Source organism: Martinezella lusitana, from assembly GCF_900094565.1.
In the GTDB taxonomy this organism is placed as follows: Bacteria; Pseudomonadota; Alphaproteobacteria; order Rhizobiales; family Rhizobiaceae; genus Rhizobium; species Rhizobium lusitanum.
Genome location: NZ_FMAF01000052.1, coordinates 1 through 21,985, shown reverse-complemented (window position 1 = coordinate 21,985; position 21,985 = coordinate 1). Strand labels below are relative to the sequence as shown.

Below are 21,985 nucleotides of genomic sequence, written 5' to 3'. Positions count from 1 at the left end.
AGCTCGACTTTGTGCATTATGCGGCGAAGCAAAGCGCCTGCGCCATACGGACAAGTCGCCCTGGCGGTATTTTATGCATTTCCAGGTTTGACGGTGAGTGTCGATAAAGATCGTCGCTCCACAAAACGAGACGCACAGCGCCAATCGCATCTGTGAATGTCAGATCGGTTTTCCTGTACCATGCGGCGGCGTAAGGGCGCGTGCTTTGGCTGAGAACATCTCCCGCCCACAGCGTCACGAGACTATAGAGGGCCAGGAGCGAAGGTGTTGTGCGGATGATGGCGTTGCCATTCCACTGGCGCTGGGTCTCCACACCGAGATGGGCGCGTGTTTCGGCGAACGTCACTTCGATCTGCCAGCGCCGAACGAAATAGGCGATGATCTGGGTCGGCTCGAGCTCGGTATTGGTGCTCATAAACGCCTGCGGTTCGCGGCGGCCGGTCGGGTCTCGAACCAGGACCCAGCGAATTGGCCTTGGTGGGGTTCCCCGCCGATACCACAAGCCAGTGCCTGTCGTGATATCAAGGTGTTTATCGGTTTGTCTGCCATACCAGGTTGACGCGATGACGCGTTGCCAGACGGTCTTGGGATTGTTGAGGACCGCCTTGAGCTTGGGCAAGGGCATGCCTTTTTGTGCGGGCCGCCCGAGCGTATGTTCGTGTCGCGGATCTGGCGGGGTGAACAGACTGGCGTCGAGACGCAGGCGTGTGATGAGGGTGGCTCTGCCTGGTAGCGCTGCAGCCAATGTGTGGACAGCAAAACTGCTGTCGCCAACAAAGATGAGATCGCGTCCAGGCAGCCAGCGGCAAAGCTGCATCACGCCCTGTCTTGCCCAATCCGTCAGCAGTTTGTGCCTTCGTCCCCTCTTTTTGTCGTAGCGCTCTGAGGGGCATAAAAGCGTTAAGACTGGTAGGGCCTTGATGCATTTGGCCCATGGGACCGGGGCAAGAACCATGAAGCTCAACCAGCGCAAGCCGCTGGCTTTGACGAAGTGACCGTGACTGGAGCGCACTGGATCGCGATAAATGCCACGCGCGGCAATCTTTGGTCCCCATCGGCGTTCGATGGTGTCATCCATACCGATCACAATGGGACCATCGGGTACGAGGCTGGCGACAACGACCGATAACAGCCGCGAAGCCAACGTACGCGGGTTCCAACGCGCGCGATTGAGGAGCTGATGGTAGAGGGAAAAATTGCCAGCCTCGGCGCGGCCGGTGATCCGCAAACAGGACGTCACTGTTCGTTTGCCTGGAGACAGGATCGCACCCATCACCAGGACCAGGAGATGCTCCCAGCTGGGTGCCGTGAACCAGGGACGAAACGACGACAGCCACTGGCGAAGGATTTGCGGAACAGGATCACCCGACCCGACGCAGTTCTCATTATGATCGGTCATCCACCGGTTCGAATCCGGTCACGCGAAACAGGCAAGTCAGAGAGACTGCGGCGAATTGATTCACCCCGCTCAAATTGCCTCAAAATGAGAGTGCCGCGCGCGCCACGCTGCCAGTACGCGGAAGATCAGCGCCGCCGCTACAAACCCGAAACTCCAAAGAGATTTTGTACAAAGTCAAGCTTAGACTTTGGCGAACTCGCTACAATAAACTGCCGTAGTGACCATCATCACCCAGCGAGACTGAGTGTCTCGAAGTGAAATGGGCCGCGTACCCCGGCGGAAAAACGCTCGGCGGCGTTCAGAGCCATCTCTAACCTTTCGCGAGGCGGTGAGCTTGATGATGCATAGAGCGCGCCCAGTGCTATTTGCTGACCACATCCACAGGCGTCAAAGCCATCGACCGGCTCAACAACCTGGTAATCATCGTCAATTCTGAAAAGCCTTCCGGCATAGCCGACGAGGAAGGTGCCGCCGCGCTCGACTTCGTCCTGCCGCCGTGCGTAGCCGCCATCTTTCAGGCACTGGCGAAGCGCGTCGACGAAATCCGTCACCATGAAGGCATAGACATCCGTTTCAGGATCTCTTTTGGGCGGCTTGAGCGAATGTGCCAATAGCTGGCCCATTCTGAACGAAGAGGTAAACCCGAAGAGAAAGTCCTAGTTGCGGAAAACTTTGCGATCGGCTCGGAGGGTAAGCGAATAGCCGGCCACACCAGCGCTATCGCCGCCGATGTGAACAGATCCGTCGCTGATCAAACCGACAATGCATGTCATCCGCCGTCGCTCCTCCTGTGGGCTGATTAGTAGAACCCAATGTCGCCACTGGCTGCCGACCATGCTTTGTCGACTTTGCTGCCCCAAGCTCTGCAAGCAAACAGCTTGCCAAACAGCGCCTCGGCCACTGTCAACCGTGTGTCAGCTTCCCGACGGTATTGCCGCTTTCTGGCCGATTGGCGCGATTACCGGGTCTGTGATGAACCGGCACGCGCTCGCCTGAAACTTCAATAAATCTTCGCGATGTTTTTGCTTCGGGGGACGATGTCGGATTTGTTCCGTCCGCGACACCGACGTGTTCGCCAACTGACGCATCCATGCTTGAACCGTTGGGATAGCGGTCATTTCACGCTCTTTGCGCAGCTGGCACGGCTTTTGAAGTTCCTTTGCCAGGAGGTGATAGAAACGATGACCTGTGACGAGATCGATCCGATGAAAGGAGGAGAAAGGCATCATGCCAAGTCTGGCGCAGATCCGCATTAAGTCCAAAAGGACCGTTACCTGCCTGGCATCGGAACGCTCGATTGCTGGAGTGGCGGCGTTCTCATAATTACTCGGCTCGACCAATAGTCGCCAATGAACCCCGCTGGTTTCAATGAACATGTGCTTACCCGACTTTCGCATTCGTCGGATTAGAGTCGCGCAGGTGCGGCGGTGAAACAGCCGTTCTGGCGCCAAATTGAGGACCGCCTTTTCTTTGCCGCGCCAGCTACGATTTTTCCTGCGGAGGTGAGTGGAGCCCTAGTTCTGTGCGAGCTTTCCGCGAGCCTAGACCGAACCGTCTGACGATTGCTCCGTTTGCGGAGATCATCGCCCAGCGGCCACGGGAGCAGTAACGATTTCTGGCAGGGCTAAATCCATTTGGTCGGCTAAAACAGCCACGTGTTTCTCACCTTCGGAGGCTCGGCAACACAAAACCAGGCAAGGACAATACCATCCGTTCTCGGGACAGATCGTACGGCCATCGTGTCCGCCATCACAGACTTACCTCCCCGCACAACGGAGTTCTTCCCGATTAGGAGTTTTTCGCACATGAGTGTTATCGATGCTCGGCCGACACTGAATGCCCCCGATGACGACCCTTATCTCTGGCTCGAAGACATCGATGGCGAGAAAGCTTTGATTTGGGTCACTGAGCAATCGGCGCGAACGCTTTCGCGTTTTGGCGGGCCGCCGTTCGAAGGAGACCGCGACACGCTCGCGGGCATTTTCGACTGCCCTGACAAGATTGCGGGGATCACGCGCCGGGACCGATACCTTTATAATTTCTGGCGCGATGCCGAAAACCCGAGAGGCGTGTGGCGCAGAACAACACTCGCCGCCTACATGGCGGCGGAGCCGGAGTGGGAGATCGTTCTCGACGTGGATGCCCTTGCCAAGGCCGAGGGAAAGGACTGGATATGGGACAGTGCCTCGATCGAACCGGGCAGATGCGAAAGCGCCGTCCTTCACCTGTCGCTGGGTGGCAGCGATGCGGTCGTGCATCGCGAGTACGATCTAACCACGCGAAGCCTCGTTACCGACGGCTTCAATCTCCCGGAGGCCAAAGGCAATGTTGCCTGGCTCGATTACGACACTCTTTTGCTTTCCATCGCTCTCGGCGATGGCATGGCGACGCGCTCCGGCTATGCGCGCACAGTGCGGTTATGGACGCGTGACTCCGATCCGCTCGCCGCACCGGTTATCTTCGAGGCGGGTCCCGATTCCATCCTCGTGTTCGGCTTTCTGGATCGTACCGCCGCAAGCGAACGCGTTTGGTTCATCGAGCGGGGCTTTTTCAGTACGGTCGGCTGGATCGGCGACAGGAGCGGTCCGAAGACCAAGATCGATCTTCCTCGAGATGCTAGCTGGAACGTCTTCGGTGATTGGCTGGCTGTGAAGTTGCGTAACGCATGGACGGTCGGAGGAACGACCCATTCAGCTGACGCACTGATCGGCATCTCCCTGTCCTCGTTCATCGCCGGCGCGCGTAACTTTGCTACGCTGTTTGAACCGGACGAAAGGTGCGCCCTGCAGTCCTTCTTCTGGAACGATGGAAAGCTCGTGGTATCCCTCCTCGACAATCTCGTTCCTCGCTTCGATATGTTCACGCCTGGACGACAGGATTGGACGCACCGAACGTTGGACACCATGCCCGCTGCGACGACTGTTCGAGCCTGGCCCTTAGATGCGGAAGTTCACGAGAGCAATGGGGAAGTCCTCGTCTCGGCTGAAGATCCAGTGACGCCGCCGCAGCTTCTCTTGTTCAATCTTAACGGGGCGCCGCGGCTCGGCGCCCCCGTCGTCCTGAAACGCGATCCAGACAAATTCGATGCATCAGGATTGCTGGTCACGCGTCACGAGGCGGGTTCGACGGATGGTGAAATAATCCCCTATACACAGGTCGGGCCGGAAAACGGAAACGGAAATGCGCCGGTCCACCTCACCGCCTGTGGCGACTACGGCAAATCGGTTCTGCCCCATTACAACTCCGCGATAGGCAAGCTGTGGCTCGAACCCGGCGGCACGAGCGTGGTGGCCAACATCCGCGGCGGCAGCGAGTTCGGTACGCGCTGGCGCGAGGCTGGAAAAAGGGCGAAAAGGCGTCTTGCCCATGACGATTTCGCCACCGTGGCCGCCGACCTGGTGCGCCGGGGTGTCACGCGTCCCGGACGGATCGCTGCCGAGGGCGGTTCAAATGGCGGTCTCCTGATCGCCAACATGCTAACTCGATATCCGGAGCGTTTCGGCGCACTCTTTTGCACAGTACCCGTTCTCGATCTGCGTCGTTACACCAAGCTCCTCGCGGGCGCGAGCCGGATTGACGAAAAGGGTGATCCCGACAAGCCGGAGGATTGGGCCTTTCTCAGTCAAATGTCTGCCTATCACACGGCCGAAGCCGGGCAATTCTACCCGCCCATCCTGCTCGCGACCCGAAGAGGGGACGACCGCGTCCATCCGGGGCACGCACGTAAGATGGCTGCAAAGCTGCAGGCACTCGGCTGCCCCGCTTACTTCTACGAAGCTGAGGTCGGTGGTCATGGTGCCGGCGCGGACGATCGCGAGCAGGCGGCGTTCCTAGCCCTAGGTTACGGTTTCCTTCGCGATGCGATCGGCTTTTCGGAACGTCTGTGACTGGTTGAGGAAAGCAGCAGATCGACTTGAAGCGGCGAGGCACTCCCTCCATCATAAACGGTATCATCGACCCTTAGGTCGCCGCGCGGCAACTGCATGGCAGAAGAGGGCCTGCCAGGAAGGCAGTCGGAGTGCATTCCAACAGGCGAAAGCGGCCTGTCAGAACTTGGATCCGCGCCGGAACGGTTGCTCGTCTAGCGAAGAACCGGCTCTCCATGGAAACGGCGTTTTGATGGTTTTGAGACGCCAAAACCGACCTCCATCATCAGTCGCGGCCTCTGCTTTGCCAAGGTACCCATATGAAAGCCGAAAGGATCCTCGACGAAACCTGAACCCGCTTTGCCGGTCAAAGTGATGGCATTTTCTGCGCCATAGAAATCAAGCACCTCGTGCGCCGGATGGCCAACGAGCAGAGTCAATTGATGCCTCAAGCGCCGACGGTTGTGGCTGCCGCGCACGTAGACATGCGGACCGGAATTGCCATCGACGTCGGAGAGGTAAAAGAAAAACTTCAGCATCCGCCAATCATCAAGATCGAAGTGAAACTTGAAGGAAGCGCGGCTCAGATCCGCATCCGAAGCGTTTTTCGTCGGAAAGCTCCACCACGTCCGCGTGGTGATCAATCTCGCGTTGCCGCCGAGATAATGCCTTGCCACGTCGAGAAGCAGCGGATCTTGCTGAACGGCAACGACGGCATCACATCGTAACGCCCGTTCGTAATGGTGGCCACTTAGTATCGTCCTGCCAAACCACCCCTCGGCTTCGACATGGTCGCTGGCCAAGAAGTCGAACCTTCGGTCGAAATTGCCGAAGCAAGGCGTCTCATGTCCAAAACGGGCAATTTCCTCGCAGATTGCGGTGGGAAGCGTCAAGCCGGCAAAAAGGCCCGTACTTCTCAATTCGGCTGCGATCGTCTCTGCCTTGAGGTCACCAAACATCGAGGGCTTGCGACTTTCCTGCCGCGGCGCTTGTCTTGCGGTCAGCCAATGTGCCTTGCGGAACGGCATCGTGCGTGCCAGCAGGAACATTGGTAGCCAAGCCGGGTTCTCCCGCATATCAGTGAGATAGGTTGGAATTCGAGACACCATCCGACGAAATACCCCGCCGTTGCGCGCGATCTGTTCGAGGTCCTTCGGGTTGGAGTTTGCGGAGCTGAGCATTCGATCGCCTTTCATGGATGATGGAAGTTCCTCCTGCGGGCAAGAACCTGCACTCGATACGGATAGTCTCGACAAAACGTGTTCCTGTTGATGCTATGAAATCCAGTAACGGATCAACGGAATGTGCAAAGGCGGTGTGCTGTCGCACGCGCCTTTGCTGGCCTTGTCCAGGGGAGGATTCGTTCAAGGGAATGTGTTCGTTGCTCCTCTTATTGAAACCAGATTTGACATTAGGCGCAGTCGGACCTAGCCCAATGAGCGGAAATCGGGAGCACCGGCTTTGATTGCATGACTGAACATCAATTTCCCTAAAGTTTGTTTTCGAACGATCAATGTGGAGGCATAGGAACCGATTCTTGACTTCGTTTGCAAATTTATTGTTTAGATAACGCTTATTTACGATATGGATAAATCAAGACACAGCTCCGCAGTTTCAGGGACTGAGACCCGTTCATGATGCCGATCTACACCGGCATTTCCGTACGGCAGTTTCCTGTTGAAGACTCCCCACCGGATGTCAGATCGCCAAGGCGTTAAGGAATGGGGATGAGCGGATATTAAACGCGCTGATAGCCGATCTCCTTCGCGTGGATCCCGTACGGCGGCGTGTTCGGCAACGGCGGGTGCTTGCCACGTTCGCTCTGATATTCGAACCAAGCGATTGCTCTTGCCGCGATGACGTGAGTGGAGGCCTTTATGCCGAGCTCCTGGGTCGGCCCGAAATTTTGTCCGATACCATGCAACGATGCGTGGAAGGTTCCACGTCTTGTCGTCTCACGACCGCCCCCAAAGGGGTTGCCCGGTTAAGAGAGTTGCCAAGACGCGCAACGAGAGTAAACCCCAAACATCCCCAAGGCCGATTTATGCGACCGTTCGGGCGAGCCAATGCAACTGTGCACTCGATTTACTTGATTTCGGTCAACTTATATTCTTTCAATAGGCACGATGATCGATGGCGTGTATGGCACACCTCCACGCCGTGGATGAAGGAAAACATGCGCTTTAAAGGTCTTGATCTAAATCTCCTTGTCGTGCTCGACGCCCTCATGACCGAGCGCAACCTCACAGCAGCGGCACGAAGCATCAATCTGAGCCAGCCCGCGATGAGCGCGGCCGTCGCGCGGCTGCGAAGCTATTTCCGCGACGATCTCTTTACGATGGTTGGCCGTGAACTTGTCCCAACGCCACGTGCCGAAAGGCTCGCCGTGGCCGTCCGAGAGGCTTTGCTGTATATCCAGCTCTCCGTTATTGCCTGGGAACCGTTCGATCCGGCTCATTCGGATCGCTGCTTCAAGATCATCCTATCCGACTACGTGACACTCGTGTTTCTTGAAAAGGTCGTCGAGCGTATGGCGCAGGAAGCTCCTGCCATCAGCTTCGAGTTTCTACCTGTTTCAGACGACTTCGATGAGCTCCTCCAGCGCGGCGACGTCGACTTCCTCATTATGCCGAAAGTGTTCATGTCGAAGCATCCTCATGCTGCACTGTTCGACGATATATTCGTGTGCGTAGGGTGTAGTACGAACAAGCAGCTATCAGAGCCGTTCACGTTCGAGCAATACATGTCGATGGGCCATGTTGCGGTCAGATTTGGAAGTGGCCTTAGGCCTGCCATTGACGAATGGTATTTGCGCGAGCGGGGTTTCAAGCGACGTATCGAGGTCGTGGTGCAATCCTTTAGCATGATACCGCCCATGCTAGCAGGTACCGACCGTATAGGGACAATGCCTTTGCGGCTGGCGCAGCACTGTGCGAAAACGACGCCCCTGCGCATCATGGAGCTTCCGCTTCCGATCGCCACATTGACCGAGGCCGTCCAATGGCCCGCGCTCCACAATAGCGATGCGGCAAGCCTTTGGATGCGGGAGACATTAATTCGGGAGGCTGCCCGGATGGTTTCGCCGCCGGCTGCGGAACGTCAAGATGCTCCGACAATGAAGCCCACTCGTCCGAAAGTTTACGCCGGATAAACGGCCGGCTCGCTTGATGCGGCTGCGATGCATTCAAACTTTTCAAGCCATTGGGCATGCGAGCTTGTCCGCGACCGGCCGCCAGGAATATTGCGCAGCTTACCTGGATCCCTGCGCTTACCGCTGATTCCAAACGCATAAATTGCCAAGGCTGTCCTATCCGTTTCGTGTGGGTCGCGCCGCATGGATATGCCGCTTTCGATCCTGGGGCATGATGCGGCCGAACAAGCAGTTGGGGTCTCAACTGGTTTGGCATTGTTTTGAGGCAAACCCGGGTGCTTCGCCAGTGGCACGATTTGATGTGGGATTGTCTCCAATTTTAAAAATTCTTTGGTCCCGCTGTGGTCTTGGCCAACCTGCGGCACCCTCCGATCGCCAGGCTTTATCAGTTTACTGCGACACATTGCGTCCGATTTGTCGGGCCCGCGACAAAGGCTTGTCCAGTTGGAGCGCATGTCTGGCGCAGCTAAATAGCTGAAAAACAATCAAGAGAGTTTCCCTTCAAGTCGACTGCCAACTTGGCACGCGTTTTGAAACGCTTCTCGGCGGGCGGCGCGAGCTGCCGACCGTACTCCGCGACGGATGGAACGAAAGAAGGAAGGCAACATGTCAGATTTGCGTCAAATCGCATTCTACGGCAAAGGGGGCATCGGCAAGTCCACCACCTCACAAAATACGCTCGCAGCCCTTGTCGATCTCGGGCAGAAGATCCTGATCGTCGGCTGCGATCCCAAAGCCGACTCCACCCGCCTGATCTTGAACTCGAAGGCGCAGGACACCGTGCTGCATCTAGCGGCACAGGAAGGTTCGGTGGAAGACCTCGAACTCGAGGACGTGCTCAAAATCGGCTATAAGGGCATCAAGTGCGTAGAGTCCGGGGGCCCGGAGCCGGGTGTTGGTTGCGCCGGCCGCGGCGTCATCACCTCCATCAACTTCCTTGAGGAAAACGGCGCCTACGACAATGTCGACTATGTCTCCTATGACGTGCTCGGCGACGTCGTGTGCGGCGGCTTCGCAATGCCGATCCGCGAGAACAAGGCCCAGGAAATCTACATCGTCATGTCCGGCGAGATGATGGCGCTTTACGCGGCAAACAACATCGCCAAGGGCATCCTGAAATATGCCCATGCAGGCGGCGTGAGGCTCGGGGGTCTGATCTGCAACGAGCGCCAGACGGACCGCGAGATCGACCTCGCCGAGGCCCTGGCCTCCAGGCTCAATTCCAAGCTCATCCATTTCGTGCCGCGCGACAACATCGTCCAGCACGCCGAGCTCAGGAAGATGACGGTCATCCAGTATGCGCCGGATTCCAAACAGGCCGGAGAATATCGCACCCTGGCTGAGAAAATTCATGCCAATTCGGGTCAAGGGACCGTCCCGACCCCGATCACCATGGAAGAGCTCGAGGACATGCTGCTCGACTTCGGCATCATGAAGACCGACGAGCAGATGCTTGCGGAACTTCAGGCCAAGGAATCGAAGGTGGCGGCCGCCCAATAACCGCCGCTTTCGACGGACGCGCCGGCCCTTGACCCGGCGCGTCCTTCCCGAGAACGCGCCTCAGCGCGAGGCGACATCCGAACCTTAAAAGAGGGCAGGCCCTATGAGCCTCGACTACGAGAAAAACGGCGCTTTGCATGAAAAGCTTATAGCGGACGTGCTGTCGCAATATCCGGACAAGGCGGCGAAGCGCCGCAACAAGCACCTCGGCGTTGCAACGGGCAAAGACGCGACCGACAAGGAGGACGACGTTCTTTCCGAATGCAGCGTCAAATCGAATATCAAATCCATTCCGGGCGTTATGACCATCCGCGGCTGCGCCTATGCCGGTTCCAAAGGTGTCGTGTGGGGGCCGATCAAGGATATGGTCCACATCTCCCATGGACCGGTTGGTTGCGGCCAATATTCCTGGTCGCAGCGTCGCAATTATTATGTCGGCACGACAGGGATCGACACCTTCGTGACGATGCAGTTCACCTCCGACTTCCAGGAAAGAGACATCGTTTTCGGCGGCGACAAGAGGTTGGACAAGATCATCGATGAGATCGAGGAATTATTCCCGCTGAACAAAGGCGTCAGCATCCAATCGGAATGCCCGATCGGTCTGATTGGCGATGACATCGAGGCTGTGTCGCGCAAGAAGGCGAAGGAACACGACAAGACGATCGTGCCGGTGCGCTGCGAGGGCTTCCGCGGCGTATCGCAATCACTTGGCCACCATATCGCCAACGATTCCATCCGTGACTGGGTTTTCGAGAAAACGGATGTCGAGTTCGAGGCGAGTCCTTACGACATCAACGTCGTCGGCGATTACAATATCGGCGGCGATGCGTGGGCCACGCGCATCCTCCTGGAGGAGATGGGGTTGCGCGTGGTCGGCAACTGGTCTGGAGACGCCACGCTTGCCGAAGTGGAGCGGGCGCCGAAGGCCAAGCTCAACCTCATCCACTGTTACCGGTCGATGAACTACATCTGTCGGCACATGGAGGAAAAGTACGGCATTCCATGGATGGAATACAATTTCTTTGGTCCGTCGCAGATCGAAGCCTCTTTGCGCAAGCTTGCCAAGCATTTCGGGCCGGAAATTGAGGAAAAGACCGAGAAAGTCATTGCCAAGTACCGGCCTTTGGTCGACGCCATCATCGCCAAATACCGACCACGCCTCCAAAGCAAGACCGTGATGCTCTACGTCGGCGGTTTGCGCCCTCGTCACGTGGTCACGGCCTACGAGGATCTCGGCATGGAGATCGTTGGCACCGGCTACGAGTTCGCCCACAACGACGACTATCAGCGCACCGGCCATTACGTGAAAAAAGGCACGCTCATCTACGACGACGCGACCGGTTATGAACTGGAAAAATTCATCGAGGGGATCCGCCCCGATCTCGTAGGCTCCGGTATCAAGGAAAAGTACCCGGTGCAGAAGATGGGCATTCCATTCCGCCAGATGCATTCGTGGGACTACTCCGGCCCGTATCATGGCTACGACGGCTTTGCCATCTTTGCCAAAGACATGGACCTCGCCATCAACAATCCAGTCTGGGATCTTTACGACGCCCCCTGGAAGAGAAAGGTCGCGCCGGCTGAGGCGGTTGCGGCCGAATGAGGGCCTGGCCTGTCTTGGAGCAGGGGCAGGCTAGGCTCTCGCCGCGGATTTGATCCTGACACCTCGAACATCTCGACGTCCTTTGCCGCCATTGGTGCGGCACGATGAAACGAAAGGCGATTACCATGCCGCAGTCGGCGGAAAAAATTCTCGACCACGCGCCTCTGTTCCGCGAGCCGGAATACAGGCGAATGCTTGCCGAAAAGAAGCTGAATTTCGAATGTCCGCACCCGGACCAGGTCGTTGCCGATCAAAGCGAGTTCACCAAGACCTGGGAGTACAGGGAGAAAAATCTTGCCCGCGAAGCCCTCGTAATAAATCCCGCCAAAGCCTGCCAGCCGCTCGGGGCCGTCTTTGCGGCTGCGGGCTTCGAGCGGACCATGTCCTTCGTCCACGGCAGCCAGGGCTGCGTTGCCTATTACCGGTCGCACCTTTCGCGACACTTCAAGGAGCCTTCGTCGGCGGTTTCGTCCTCGATGACTGAGGACGCGGCGGTATTTGGCGGACTGAAGAACATGGTCGACGGGCTCGCCAACACCTATGCGCTCTACGACCCGTCGATGATTGCCGTCTCGACCACCTGCATGGCGGAGGTTATCGGCGACGATTTGCACGGCTTTATCGAAAACGCCAAGAGCGAAGGCTCGGTCCCCTTAGACTTCGATGTTCCTTTCGCCCACACGCCCGCCTTCGTCGGCAGCCATGTCGATGGCTATGACGGCATGGTCAAGGGCATCCTGGAGCACTTCTGGAAGGGCAGGGAGCGCAAGGAACCGAACGGCACCATCAACATCATACCCGGGTTCGACGGCTTCTGCGTCGGCAACAACCGCGAGCTCAAGCGCCTGCTGAACCTCATGGGCGTATCGTATACCCTCATCCAGGACGCATCCGACCAGTTCGATACTCCCTCGGATGGCATGTATCGCATGTATGATGGCGGCACGACGATCGGAGACGTCAAGGAAGCTCTTGGCGCCGAAGCGACACTATCGCTGCAGCACTACAACACCCGCAAGACGCTGGAATATTGCAAGGAGTTCGGACAGCCGACGGCTTCCTTCCATTATCCCCTTGGCGTTAAAGCAACCGACGAATTGCTGGTGAAAATCTCGGAGATTTCCGGCAAGGAAATCCCTTCCGCGATCGGACTGGAGCGTGGGCGCCTCGTCGACGCCATGGCGGACAGCCAAGCCTGGCTGCACGGAAAGAAATACGCGATCTACGGCGATCCAGATTTTGTCTATGCGGTGGCCCGGTTCGTGATGGAAACCGGCGGCGAGCCCACACATTGCCTCGCGACCAACGGCACATCTGCGTGGGAAAGCGAAATGAAGGCATTGCTTGCATCCTCGCCGTTCGGAAAGGATGCCAAGGTCTGGGCGGGCAAGGACCTCTGGGCACTGCGATCACTGCTTTTCACCGAACCGGTGGACCTGTTGATCGGCAATTCCTATGGCAAATATCTGGAGCGCGACACCGGCACGCCGCTGATCCGGCTGACGTTTCCGATTTTCGACCGGCACCATCATCATCGCTTCCCGCTGATGGGCTACCAAGGCGGGCTGCGTGTCTTAACGACAATCCTCGACACGATATTCGACAAACTCGACCGCGAGACGAGCCAAACAGGTGTCACGGACTATTCCTATGACCTCACACGCTAACGGCAAACGCTCGGCTCCGCCGCCGAGTGTCTTGCAATCGACATCTAAGGCCGGCGCAAGCCGGTCGCTCGATGCCAGGATCCAGGACGTCTTCGAGGAACCCGCTTGCGAGATGAACCGCGGCAAAGATGCCAATGTCCGCAAGAAGGGTTGTTCCAAGCCGCTCACCCCCGGGGCGGCAGCCGGTGGCTGCGCGTTCGACGGCGCAAAGATCGTGCTGCAGCCGATCACCGACGTCGCGCATCTGATCCATGCTCCGCTCGCCTGCGAAGGCAATTCCTGGGATAACCGTGGTACGGCTTCGTCCGGCCCGATGCTCTGGCGCACGAGCTTCACCACCGATCTTACCGAACTCGACGTGGTGATGGGCCACGCCGAGCGGAAGCTTTTCAAAGCGATCCGCGAGATCAAGGAAACCTACGCGCCACCGGCGATCTTCGTCTATTCGACATGCGTTACGGCGCTAATCGGCGACGACATCGAAGCGGTCTGTAAGCGCGCTGCGGAAAAATTCGGCTTGCCGGTGGTGCCGATCAATGCGCCCGGCTTTTCCGGCTCCAAGAATCTTGGAAACAAGCTCGCCGGCGAGGCGCTGCTCGATCATGTCATCGGCACGGTGGAGCCCGATGATGCCGGCCCCTACGACATCAATATCCTCGGCGAATTCAATCTTTCCGGCGAGTTCTGGCTGGTAAAGCCGCTTCTTGATCGGCTTGGCATTCGCGTGCGCGCCTGCATCCCCGGTGACGCGCGTTATCGTGACATTGCCTCAGCGCATCGTGCCCGGGCAGCGATGATGGTGTGCTCGACCGCACTCATAAATCTTGCCCGCAAAATGGAGGAACTCTGGGACATTCCGTTCTTCGAAGGGTCCTTCTACGGCATTACCGACACGTCGCAATCGCTGCGGCAGATCGCTGAGCTGCTCGTCAGGAAGGGCGCCGATCCGGAGATTCTTGAGCGCACCGAGGCGCTGATCGCAGAGCAGGAGGCGATCGCCTGGAAAAAGCTCGCGGCATACCGGTCGCGGCTTCAAGGCAAGCGTGTGCTGCTTAATACCGGCGGTGTGAAGGCCTGGTCGATTGCCCACGCGCTGATGGAGATCGGCGTCGAAATCGTGGGCACCTCGACCAAGAAATCGACGGCCGAAGACAAGGAGCGCATCAAGGAAATTCTGAAGGAGGATCACCGCATGTTCGAGTCGATGGGATCGCGGGAGATGTACGACATTCTCGCAGAACACAAAGCCGACATCATGCTGTCTGGTGGGCGTACGCAATATGTCGCGCTGAAGGCAAAAACGCCCTGGCTTGATATCAACCAGGAGCGCCATCATCCCTATGCCGGCTATGAGGGCATGGTGGAGCTCGTTCGCCAGATCGATCTTGCTATCCACAACCCGATCTGGAGCGAGGTGCGGGAGCCGGCACCATGGGACGCCCAGCCCGCAATGAAGGAAGAACTGCAAAGCACGCAAAGCGAGAGCGAGACGTTCCCCGCCTCACAGATCTCGTCGGCGCCTCCGCCGGCGGCTTCCGCGGGTGGTGAGGAAAGCTGATGGCCTGCATTCTCCCGCAGACCAAGTCGGCGGCGGTCAATCCGCTGAAATCGTCGCAGCCCCTCGGTGCCGCTCTAGCCTATCTTGGCGTCGATGGTGCGATACCGCTGTTCCACGGCAGCCAAGGCTGCACCAGCTTCGCGCTGGTGCTCTTCGTGCGCCATTTCAAGGAAGCCATCCCCCTGCAGACAACGGCGATGGACGCAGTGGCGACGATCCTCGGCGGCGCCGGCAATTTGGAAGAGGCGCTCCTCAATATCAAAACACGCGCTAAACCGAAGCTGATCGGGATCTGCACGACGGCGCTGGTGGAAACCCGCGGCGAGAATTTCGAGGGCGATCTTGTCAATATCAAGCTGGAGCGTGCCGAAGAGCTAGCAGGTACCGAGGTCGTGCTAGCGAGCACACCCGATTTCGACGGTGCGATCGAGGAGGGTTGGGCAAAGGCAGTCACCTCCATGATCGAAGGCATTACGACCCCAGGCGGCCGGCCCCGCGATCTGAAGAAGATTGCGATCCTCCCCGGTTGGCACCTGACGGTCGCCGATATTGAGCTTCTGCGCGAAACGGTCGAAAGCTTTGGTCTGAAGCCGGTGATCCTGCCGGACGTCTCGGGCTCGCTCGACGGCACGGTTCCTGACGACCGTTGGGTGCCGACTACCTATGGCGGCACGAAGGTCGAGGAAATCCGCGAACTCGGCACCTGCTTCCAGGCGGTTGCGATTGGCGAGCATATGCGCACGGCCGCCGCGGCCCTGCAGGCGAAGACCGGCGTGCCTTACGTCCTCTTCGAGCAGCTTGTCGGGTTAAAGGCAATCGACCGTTTCATGACGATGCTGGCCATGATCGCCGGCAATCCGGTGCCGCCCGCTGTGCGGCGGCGCCGCGCACAATTGCAGGACGCACTCCTCGACGGCCATTTTTATTTCGGCGGCAAACGTATCGCGATTGCCGCAGAGCCAGATCATCTTTTTCAACTTGCAACGTTCTTCAAGGGTATGGGCGCTGAAATAGTCGCCGCCGTTTCGACCACCGGCACAAGCTGCATTCTGCAGAAGGTGCCGGCCGACGCTGTGCAGGTCGGCGACCTTTCTGATCTCGAAACCATGGCGCGCCACGCTGGCGGTGATTTGATCGTGACCCATTCCCACGGCCGCCAGGCCGCCGAGCGGCTTGGCGTCCCGCTGATGAGGGTCGGCTTTCCGATCTTTGATCGGCTCGGCAGCCAGCATAAGAAAACCATTCTCTATGAGGGCGCGCGCAACTTCCTGTTCGAGGCCGCCAACATTTTTCAGTCGAACTGCCGCCGGCCGAGCCCCGAAGCGCTCAATCCCTTGCAAGACATGGAGGCAAAAAATGACGGCCGTCAGACGTCTTTCACTCGTCACTGAGGAGGGGCCAGCCCCTGCGCCAGAGTGCCCGAAGGGAGTTCTGCGCGTTGCCATCGCGACACAGGACCTGAAGAGGCTGAACGCACATTTCGGGTCTGCCAAGCTTTTTGCAGTCTATGACGTCACCCCAACCGGTTGGGAGATCGTCGAAGCCGTCGATTTTGGTGAAGCAACTGACGAAAGCGGCAAGCACACGAACGACGGCGGCACCGATCGCATCGCGATGAGGGTCGAGGCGTTGAAGGGATGTCATCTGCTGTTCTGCCTGGCGATCGGCGGGCCCTCCGCCGCGAAGGTCGTCTCGGCAAAAATCCATCCGATCAAGGTGCCGGAGCCATCGTCCATCGAAGAGGTACTGATGCGCACCCAGACCATGCTGAAAACTGCCCCGCCGCCATGGCTGCGCAAGGTGCTTGCAGACGCCGGCATGGGTCTCGCCAAGCCGTTCTTCGACGACGAAGATTAAAGGAGGTCGGCGATGACTTCGCCCAGCAACCTTGCGAACACACTCGCAGATGATGATCGCGACGCAATGGCAACCCCGTTCATGAAGCGCCTGGTTCGCTTGGTCAGGGCGCAGGATACTCATGGGTCGTGGGACGGAAAATCGGACACTGACCTGCTTGCCGATTTCATTGTGACGAAGGAGCAGCGCCGGCAAATGCCGATCATCGGCGACCCCGATCCGGACGTGATTTGGAGGCTTCAAATCTTTTACACCTGCGTTGGGCTTGAAATCGAAGGGCACTCAGGCCTCGTCGCCTCCTCGATCGTGACGATGAATCCCGAGGGCTTCGGGCGAGTGGTTCTCACGACAGGGCGTTTGGTCGTTTTGTCGAAGACGCTCAGAGACGTCCATCGGTTCGGCTTTGAGACGCTTCGCAAACTCACCGAGGCCGGCACGAAATTGGTCGATGATGCTGTCATCGCCATAAAAGCCTACCCCGATGTGGCGCGGGCGCCGTGAATTCGGGTTTTTGAGGAAAGAGATAAATGTCAGACATTGTGCAGCAGCTTCAAAAGGTCCGTAAACTGCAGTCACGAGCGACAACCGCGAAAATGGAGTTGCACGATCTTGCCGAGGACCTGCCGGTCAACTGGCCCAAGATCAAGACGATCGCAGCAAAGACGTTCGACGCATTCGCGGAGTTGAATGCGGCAAAGAACGAGCTTGCCGCCTTGGAGGATTCGCGATGACGGGGACCTTCGTTACCCGTGATGGATCCACCTGGTTGCCGGAGTATCTGACCGCTATCGATGGCAAAACTTGCATCGGCTGCGGCCGCTGCTTCAAGGTCTGCTCGCGCGATGTCATGCACCTTTACGGCGCAAGTGAAGCGGGTGAAATCCTCGGCATCTGCGATGACGAAGACGACGACTTCGATGGCGAACTCAATCGTATGATCATGGTCGTGGACGAAGCAGGGCGATGTATCGGCTGCGGCGCCTGCGCCCGCGTCTGCCCGAAGAACTGTCAGATTCATATACCGGCTGACAAGCTCGCTTCATGTGCTGGCGTATAAACGCGGGAGAACGACTGTGCCTTTTGCAATTTTCTGTCGCCTCCTGCAACCAGTCATGTGCTTCAGCCTTCTAGGCGCTTACTTCGTTTCACATTCAATCCGCAGAGCAATGGTCACGACGGTGGATATTTGGCTCCTTCTTCAGGTGGCCTATTTCGCAAGCGTGCTTTTTTTGATCTGGCGCGCCAGTTGCGCTTTAAAGAGGAGCCAGCGGGTCTTGCGTTTCGATGATCTCGAGGAAATGCGTTACCGGCCAGAGCATTGCGAAAAGAAAGACTGAACTACCCCGTTGTCTTCCAGCTCGGCTCGATGGTGGGTTTGTTGCCCTTGAGGGCCGGGAACAGATCAGTTGCGAGCCTCGGGCTGCCTGGAAGACATTGATCATCGAGCATAACGTTGTTGGAACAACTACACGACGTGTCCGTCGGCAATGGCTTCCACGGTGTAGCAACCTAAGGAGTTTATTGCTGTTCGGTTCCCATTGAAGGGTGCTGTGGCAAACGCAGCGACCGGCCTGTGGGTTGCGCCGCCTCGACGACGAACGAAGGCCGATGAAGCAATGGGATCTAATCAAACGCCGAGGATTGTTGCCGGGCTTGCCCGCCCACGCGTCGTGAACACGTCTATTTCAGGCGCAAATCACTGGAGAGAACATGCTGCAAAACTTCGAACGATATCCCCTTACCTTCGGCCCTACGCCTATCGAAAAGCTTGACCGACTTAGCGAGTATCTAGGGGGCAAGGTGGAGATCTATGCCAAGCGCGAGGACTGCAACTCGGGGCTGGCGTTCGGCGGCAACAAGCTCCGCAAACTCGAGTACATCATCCCGGACGCGATCGCGTCAAATGCCGACACGCTTGTTTCCATTGGTGGCGTGCAGTCCAACCATACACGCATGGTCGCCGCAGTAGCCGCCAAGATCGGCATGAAATGCCTTCTGGTGCAAGAGGATTGGGTACCATATGAGAACGCTGTTTACGATCAGGTTGGGAATATCCTCTTAAGCCGGATCATGGGAGCGGAGGTGCGACTGGTTGATGACGGCTTCAATATCGGCATCCGCAGCAGTTGGGAAAGGGCGCTCGACGACGTCAAGCAAATGGGCGGCAGACCCTACGCGATCCCAGCCGGTGCGTCTGTCCATAAATATGGCGGCTTGGGTTATGTGAGTTTTGCCGAGGAAGTGCGCGCGCAGGAAAAACAGCTTGGTTTTGCCTTTGACTATATCGTGGTTTGCACTGTGACGGGTTCGACGCAAGCCGGCATGGTCGTTGGTTTCGCCAAGGATGGACGACAGCGCAATGTGATCGGTATCGATGCTTCGGCAACCCCTCTCCAAGCCCAGTCGCAGGTGCTTAACATTGCCCGGCAAACTGCGAAGTTCGTCGAACTCGGAAGAGAAATCGCCAATGATGATGTGGTATTGCTCGCGGACTATGCGCACCCCCGTTATGGCATTCCTTCCGAGGAAACAAACGAGGCCATTCGCCTTTGCGCGCGGCTGGAAGGCATAATCACTGATCCCGTCTACGAGGGGAAATCGATGCAAGGGATGATAGATCTCATCAGCAAGGGCTTCTTTCCGAAAGGATCAAGGCTCCTATTCGCGCATCTCGGCGGCGTGCCGGCAATCAATGCTTACAGCGACACGTTTCGCAACGGCTGATCCAAAGGAAGAGCCTCCATAGATGCCCTGGACTTTGAAGGTTCCACGGATGCGCCAATAAGCAATAGTACTGCGGGCGACGGCCCTTCTTGCCAATCTCAGCAATATGAAGATGGGCTAACATCAGCAACAATGGAATACCGCTGGCAACTAAAAAATCCTCCGCCTGAAAAAGCTGAATATCAAGCGCTGTTGAATTTGACTGATTAAGACGCCGCCAAATTGGCGCCGCTTACACGGCCAGCTTCACGCCGATCCCGCAATTACGAATCCGGTTTTTCGGAAAGCGCGTAGCCGACAGTTCTTACAGTCCGTATCAGATCGCGGTCGCTATCCCTATTTAGTGCCGCGCGCAAGTTGCCGATGTGAACATCGATGGTGCGAGGCCCGATATGAACGGCATGGGGCCAAGCTGCATTCTTTAGTTCATCTCGCGAGTAGGCCCGGTATGGGTTCCTCATAAAGTGCTCCAGCAGGCGGAACTGGGTTGGAGCTACATGAATCGTCCGGCCGTTTCGGCGCACACGATGCGTGGCCACATCCAATTCAATGTCCTGAAAGGCAAGCAGTTCGTGATGCCTGGGAATGGAACTCCGACACGAGCCGTCCAAGATTCTGCCGATGCTCGTCAGCGCTATCTCTCGCGATCGGCTAACATGCTCATTGTCATCGAAAGTGACCGTGTCTCCTTGAGTTACTTCATCAGCAACCGCCGCAATCGCAATGATCGACATTGACCGCGCCCGGCGAGAAAGACGCAGGCGAATACAGAGCGTCTGCTTCTCAACGTCAGGGAAATGCGTCCTAAGAAACACCACATCTGGCGTCGCCTCTTGGAAGTGTTTGGCGAGGACGTTCCCATGGCTGGTATTGAGGTGCTTACATGCGCATTCCAAGAACTGACCAGAGCAATCTTCTGGTGCAGTGATCAGCACCGCCGCTGAGTGGAAATCCCGATTAGTCTCGTTCTCCGCCATCGCGTGCATCCTTCAATGAAAGTTCGACCGACCTTCAAATTCTTTCGCCAACAAAGTTTTGCACTTATCTCCAAAACCCAGTTTGTTGAACTGCGGCTCGCGCCGAAGCTTTCCATTGCGGCACCTCGGCGAATGGGCTTGATCCGGAGGGAGTTCACTCCTCAGTCGGCAATTTTGCGGATAACCATGCACACATCGTGCCAATGAAAAGATCGTTTTGAAACAGTGCCATGCCTCTAATCTAGAGCGCACATGTTGAAACTCGGACTTGGGCGCTTTGCCACTAAAGCAAAGATACTTCAGCGGATCTGTAGCCAGCGCGCCCTTGCATTAACACGCGTTTCGGTTCGTGAAGAAATGTATCTGTCAGCGGCAGAAAGAACACCGCATACTCTTGACGCGGACCATCTGTTCGACCCTCTGATCTTGATGCTTTCGCCGTCGCCGATGGCTGCGAACAGCGTTTGGACATGCGCCTGGAGGAGGCGCTGATCCACCAGCTAGTCAACTATCTGATTAGGGAGTGGACCAAGTACGTTTCGGGGTTAGTCTCAGCTTATGTGCACGATCCGAGGGCACTGCTAATGGAGACATGTGCGATTGTTATCGCAAGCCCCCGACATACTATGTTAACTGGCAAAGAGCGCTTCCCAGCGCGCGCAGTTATGGTCGGCGGCACGTCCGTTCTGCAACATCTATTATCTCAATTGGCACGCGTTGGCGTGCAAAAGACGATTATCCTTGGACTAGGAGGCATGGGCGAGGTCGACCATCGTTTCTGTCACGAGCTGTACGGTATGGAGCTCCGCGTACGCCCACAGCGCACGCCATATCCCGGGCGTCTTATTGATGTGACAGCGGCAGAGGAAGTCGCTGATGTCGATGGAGTAGTTTTGATATTTACCGCGGAAATGGTGATCAATTTAACTGTGCTGGAGCGCTTGGTACGGTCATCATATCGCAACATTGTCGTTGTGAGCCAGTCACTCGGCAAACGATCGCTACGAGTGCTGACGGGCAAAGCGCAACGCCTTACAGCAATTGTACCCGAAGGCTCCGACAGCTATAAAAGTGCGTCTGCAGATTTGAGCCTCGTCGGCATTTATAAATTTGATGCGGCGTTAGTTCGGAGGATTGCGCGGAGGCGGAAACGTCGCTCGCATGACGATCCGGAGTTCTTTGAAGCAGCATTTGGTTTTCACGGTCATCCAATCTATGTCATGTGTGCCGAACCCGGCGAAATACGATGAACAACGACATCCATGCAGCAAGATTTTGAGTGCCGCAACTGAAGAATCTGGCCGCAACCCTGTTCCTTCGGCGCACGCAATCTTTGAGGCCCCAGATGCGTTCCCTGTTGTCAAAATGCAAAGCTTGGTTCCTGACGCCAAATTGCGCGTATGCCAACCAGCGAGTCGCTCTCTTCTTTCTTCGAGCCCTTTCATACATACGTCACGGCGTAAGTGACTCATAAGAGTCGGATTCGAAAAGCGTTCAACGATATCCATACCTTGCTAGCCGTCTGGTGATGAGACGAATGTGGGCGATCATGATCCACGCTTCGGCTGATGCGATGGAGCGTTCGACGTCTTTGGCCAATCTGCGGCATCTGCCAAGCCAGGCGAAGGTCCGTTCGACCACCCATCGACGCGGCAGAACCTCGAAGCCTTTCGCCTTGTC

Annotated in this window: 20 protein-coding genes; 14 read left to right on the top strand and 6 right to left on the bottom strand. The window is 57.2% G+C overall.

All coding sequences use genetic code 11. The features are described from left to right. Positions 1–16: 16 nt before the first annotated feature. From GA0061101_RS37195 to GA0061101_RS39175, 3 genes are all read right to left on the bottom strand, one after another. Positions 17–1,399, bottom strand: coding sequence for an IS701 family transposase (locus GA0061101_RS37195; protein ID WP_004126092.1), 1,383 nt, complete (start codon positions 1,397–1,399; stop codon positions 17–19). A 227-nt stretch (positions 1,400–1,626) separates the two neighbouring features. Next, positions 1,627–2,010: a hypothetical protein gene (locus tag GA0061101_RS37190; protein ID WP_240535522.1), complete on the bottom strand. Its 384-nt coding sequence runs from the start codon at positions 2,008–2,010 to the stop codon at positions 1,627–1,629. A 303-nt stretch (positions 2,011–2,313) separates the two neighbouring features. Then, positions 2,314–2,775 (bottom strand): hypothetical protein, encoded by a 462-nt coding sequence (locus GA0061101_RS39175; RefSeq protein ID WP_028755198.1) that lies wholly within the window; start codon positions 2,773–2,775, stop codon positions 2,314–2,316. Between the two features lie 429 nt (positions 2,776–3,204). On the opposite strand from GA0061101_RS39175, the gene GA0061101_RS37180 reads away from it, so the two are divergent. Next, entirely contained in the window at positions 3,205–5,286 is a 2,082-nt protein-coding gene (locus GA0061101_RS37180; RefSeq protein ID WP_004126095.1) for a prolyl oligopeptidase family serine peptidase, read from the top strand. A 194-nt stretch (positions 5,287–5,480) separates the two neighbouring features. Here the strand turns inward: GA0061101_RS37180 and GA0061101_RS37175 are convergent, their stop codons facing one another. Next, complete coding sequence (locus GA0061101_RS37175) at positions 5,481–6,446, bottom strand: phytanoyl-CoA dioxygenase family protein (protein ID WP_004126098.1); 966 nt, start codon at positions 6,444–6,446, stop codon at positions 5,481–5,483. Positions 6,447–7,441: 995 nt separating this feature from the next. Here GA0061101_RS37175 and GA0061101_RS37165 point away from each other — a divergent pair. The 12 genes from GA0061101_RS37165 (at position 7,442) to GA0061101_RS37110 (ending at position 19,328) form a co-directional block, all read left to right on the top strand. Next, on the top strand, positions 7,442–8,416 hold the full coding sequence (locus GA0061101_RS37165; protein WP_004126101.1) for a LysR family transcriptional regulator: 975 nt from the start codon (positions 7,442–7,444) through the stop codon (positions 8,414–8,416). Between the two features lie 606 nt (positions 8,417–9,022). Continuing rightward, positions 9,023–9,916 (top strand): nitrogenase iron protein, encoded by an 894-nt coding sequence (nifH, locus tag GA0061101_RS37160; protein ID WP_004126102.1) that lies wholly within the window; start codon positions 9,023–9,025, stop codon positions 9,914–9,916. 103 nt (positions 9,917–10,019) lie between these two features. Continuing rightward, complete coding sequence (nifD, locus tag GA0061101_RS37155) at positions 10,020–11,522, top strand: nitrogenase molybdenum-iron protein alpha chain (RefSeq protein ID WP_004126105.1); 1,503 nt, start codon at positions 10,020–10,022, stop codon at positions 11,520–11,522. A gap of 125 nt (positions 11,523–11,647) precedes the next feature. Continuing rightward, positions 11,648–13,189 carry a nitrogenase molybdenum-iron protein subunit beta gene (gene nifK / locus GA0061101_RS37150; protein ID WP_004126108.1) on the top strand — a complete coding sequence of 514 codons (1,542 nt, stop codon included), beginning with the start codon at positions 11,648–11,650 and terminating at the stop codon, positions 13,187–13,189. Positions 13,190–13,301: 112 nt separating this feature from the next. Continuing rightward, positions 13,302–14,747: a nitrogenase iron-molybdenum cofactor biosynthesis protein NifE gene (gene nifE / locus GA0061101_RS37145; RefSeq protein WP_240535527.1), complete on the top strand. Its 1,446-nt coding sequence runs from the start codon at positions 13,302–13,304 to the stop codon at positions 14,745–14,747. Next, positions 14,747–16,138, top strand: coding sequence for a nitrogenase iron-molybdenum cofactor biosynthesis protein NifN (gene nifN, locus GA0061101_RS37140; protein WP_004126114.1), 1,392 nt, complete (start codon positions 14,747–14,749; stop codon positions 16,136–16,138). The genes nifE and nifN overlap by 1 nt, the downstream gene beginning before the upstream one ends. Next, positions 16,104–16,604: a nitrogen fixation protein NifX gene (gene nifX / locus GA0061101_RS37135; RefSeq protein ID WP_015342005.1), complete on the top strand. Its 501-nt coding sequence runs from the start codon at positions 16,104–16,106 to the stop codon at positions 16,602–16,604. Before nifN ends, nifX begins: the two co-directional genes overlap by 35 nt. A 12-nt stretch (positions 16,605–16,616) precedes the next feature. Beyond that, positions 16,617–17,105, top strand: a complete 489-nt coding sequence (locus GA0061101_RS37130; RefSeq protein ID WP_004126118.1) for a NifX-associated nitrogen fixation protein — start codon at positions 16,617–16,619, stop codon at positions 17,103–17,105. 26 nt (positions 17,106–17,131) lie between these two features. After that, positions 17,132–17,335, top strand: a complete 204-nt coding sequence (locus tag GA0061101_RS37125) for a CCE_0567 family metalloprotein (protein ID WP_015342006.1) — start codon at positions 17,132–17,134, stop codon at positions 17,333–17,335. Then, positions 17,332–17,661 (top strand): ferredoxin III, nif-specific, encoded by a 330-nt coding sequence (gene fdxB, locus GA0061101_RS37120; protein ID WP_004126119.1) that lies wholly within the window; start codon positions 17,332–17,334, stop codon positions 17,659–17,661. Before GA0061101_RS37125 ends, fdxB begins: the two co-directional genes overlap by 4 nt. Positions 17,662–17,716: 55 nt before the next feature. Then, a complete protein-coding gene (locus tag GA0061101_RS40860; RefSeq protein ID WP_210305378.1) occupies positions 17,717–17,941 on the top strand; it encodes an exopolysaccharide production repressor protein in 225 nt (74 codons plus the stop codon). 373 nt (positions 17,942–18,314) lie between these two features. After that, positions 18,315–19,328: a 1-aminocyclopropane-1-carboxylate deaminase gene (locus GA0061101_RS37110; RefSeq protein WP_004126123.1), complete on the top strand. Its 1,014-nt coding sequence runs from the start codon at positions 18,315–18,317 to the stop codon at positions 19,326–19,328. A gap of 263 nt (positions 19,329–19,591) precedes the next feature. Here GA0061101_RS37110 and GA0061101_RS37105 read toward each other — a convergent pair whose 3' ends face one another. Then, entirely contained in the window at positions 19,592–20,305 is a 714-nt protein-coding gene (locus tag GA0061101_RS37105; protein ID WP_157385444.1) for a response regulator transcription factor, read from the bottom strand. 470 nt (positions 20,306–20,775) lie between these two features. Here GA0061101_RS37105 and GA0061101_RS37095 point away from each other — a divergent pair, with 470 nt between their 5' ends. After that, entirely contained in the window at positions 20,776–21,555 is a 780-nt protein-coding gene (locus GA0061101_RS37095) for a hypothetical protein (protein WP_244441509.1), read from the top strand. 244 nt (positions 21,556–21,799) lie between these two features. On the opposite strand, the gene GA0061101_RS37090 is transcribed toward GA0061101_RS37095, so the two are convergent. After that, a partial coding sequence (locus GA0061101_RS37090; protein ID WP_037150510.1) for a transposase occupies positions 21,800–21,985 on the bottom strand: 186 nt, incomplete at its 5' end.

Bases quoted from the DNA above. Each gene is read 5' to 3' on its own strand.
- nifH (WP_004126102.1), top strand. From the start codon at position 9,023: ATGTCAGATTTGCGTCAAATCGCATTCTACGGCAAAGGGGGCATCGGC.
- GA0061101_RS37165 (WP_004126101.1), top strand. From the start codon at position 7,442: ATGCGCTTTAAAGGTCTTGATCTAAATCTCCTTGTCGTGCTCGACGCC.
- GA0061101_RS40860 (WP_210305378.1), top strand. From the start codon at position 17,717: ATGTGCTTCAGCCTTCTAGGCGCTTACTTCGTTTCACATTCAATCCGC.
- GA0061101_RS37195 (WP_004126092.1), bottom strand. From the start codon at position 1,399: ATGACCGATCATAATGAGAACTGCGTCGGGTCGGGTGATCCTGTTCCG.
- GA0061101_RS37095 (WP_244441509.1), top strand. From the start codon at position 20,776: ATGCGCCTGGAGGAGGCGCTGATCCACCAGCTAGTCAACTATCTGATT.
- GA0061101_RS37175 (WP_004126098.1), bottom strand. From the start codon at position 6,446: ATGCTCAGCTCCGCAAACTCCAACCCGAAGGACCTCGAACAGATCGCG.
- nifX (WP_015342005.1), top strand. From the start codon at position 16,104: ATGACGGCCGTCAGACGTCTTTCACTCGTCACTGAGGAGGGGCCAGCC.
- GA0061101_RS37105 (WP_157385444.1), bottom strand. From the start codon at position 20,305: ATGGCGGAGAACGAGACTAATCGGGATTTCCACTCAGCGGCGGTGCTG.
- nifE (WP_240535527.1), top strand. From the start codon at position 13,302: ATGAACCGCGGCAAAGATGCCAATGTCCGCAAGAAGGGTTGTTCCAAG.
- nifK (WP_004126108.1), top strand. From the start codon at position 11,648: ATGCCGCAGTCGGCGGAAAAAATTCTCGACCACGCGCCTCTGTTCCGC.
- fdxB (WP_004126119.1), top strand. From the start codon at position 17,332: ATGACGGGGACCTTCGTTACCCGTGATGGATCCACCTGGTTGCCGGAG.
- nifD (WP_004126105.1), top strand. From the start codon at position 10,020: ATGAGCCTCGACTACGAGAAAAACGGCGCTTTGCATGAAAAGCTTATA.
- GA0061101_RS37110 (WP_004126123.1), top strand. From the start codon at position 18,315: ATGCTGCAAAACTTCGAACGATATCCCCTTACCTTCGGCCCTACGCCT.
- GA0061101_RS39175 (WP_028755198.1), bottom strand. From the start codon at position 2,775: ATGTTCATTGAAACCAGCGGGGTTCATTGGCGACTATTGGTCGAGCCG.
- GA0061101_RS37130 (WP_004126118.1), top strand. From the start codon at position 16,617: ATGACTTCGCCCAGCAACCTTGCGAACACACTCGCAGATGATGATCGC.
- GA0061101_RS37125 (WP_015342006.1), top strand. From the start codon at position 17,132: ATGTCAGACATTGTGCAGCAGCTTCAAAAGGTCCGTAAACTGCAGTCA.
- GA0061101_RS37180 (WP_004126095.1), top strand. From the start codon at position 3,205: ATGAGTGTTATCGATGCTCGGCCGACACTGAATGCCCCCGATGACGAC.
- nifN (WP_004126114.1), top strand. From the start codon at position 14,747: ATGGCCTGCATTCTCCCGCAGACCAAGTCGGCGGCGGTCAATCCGCTG.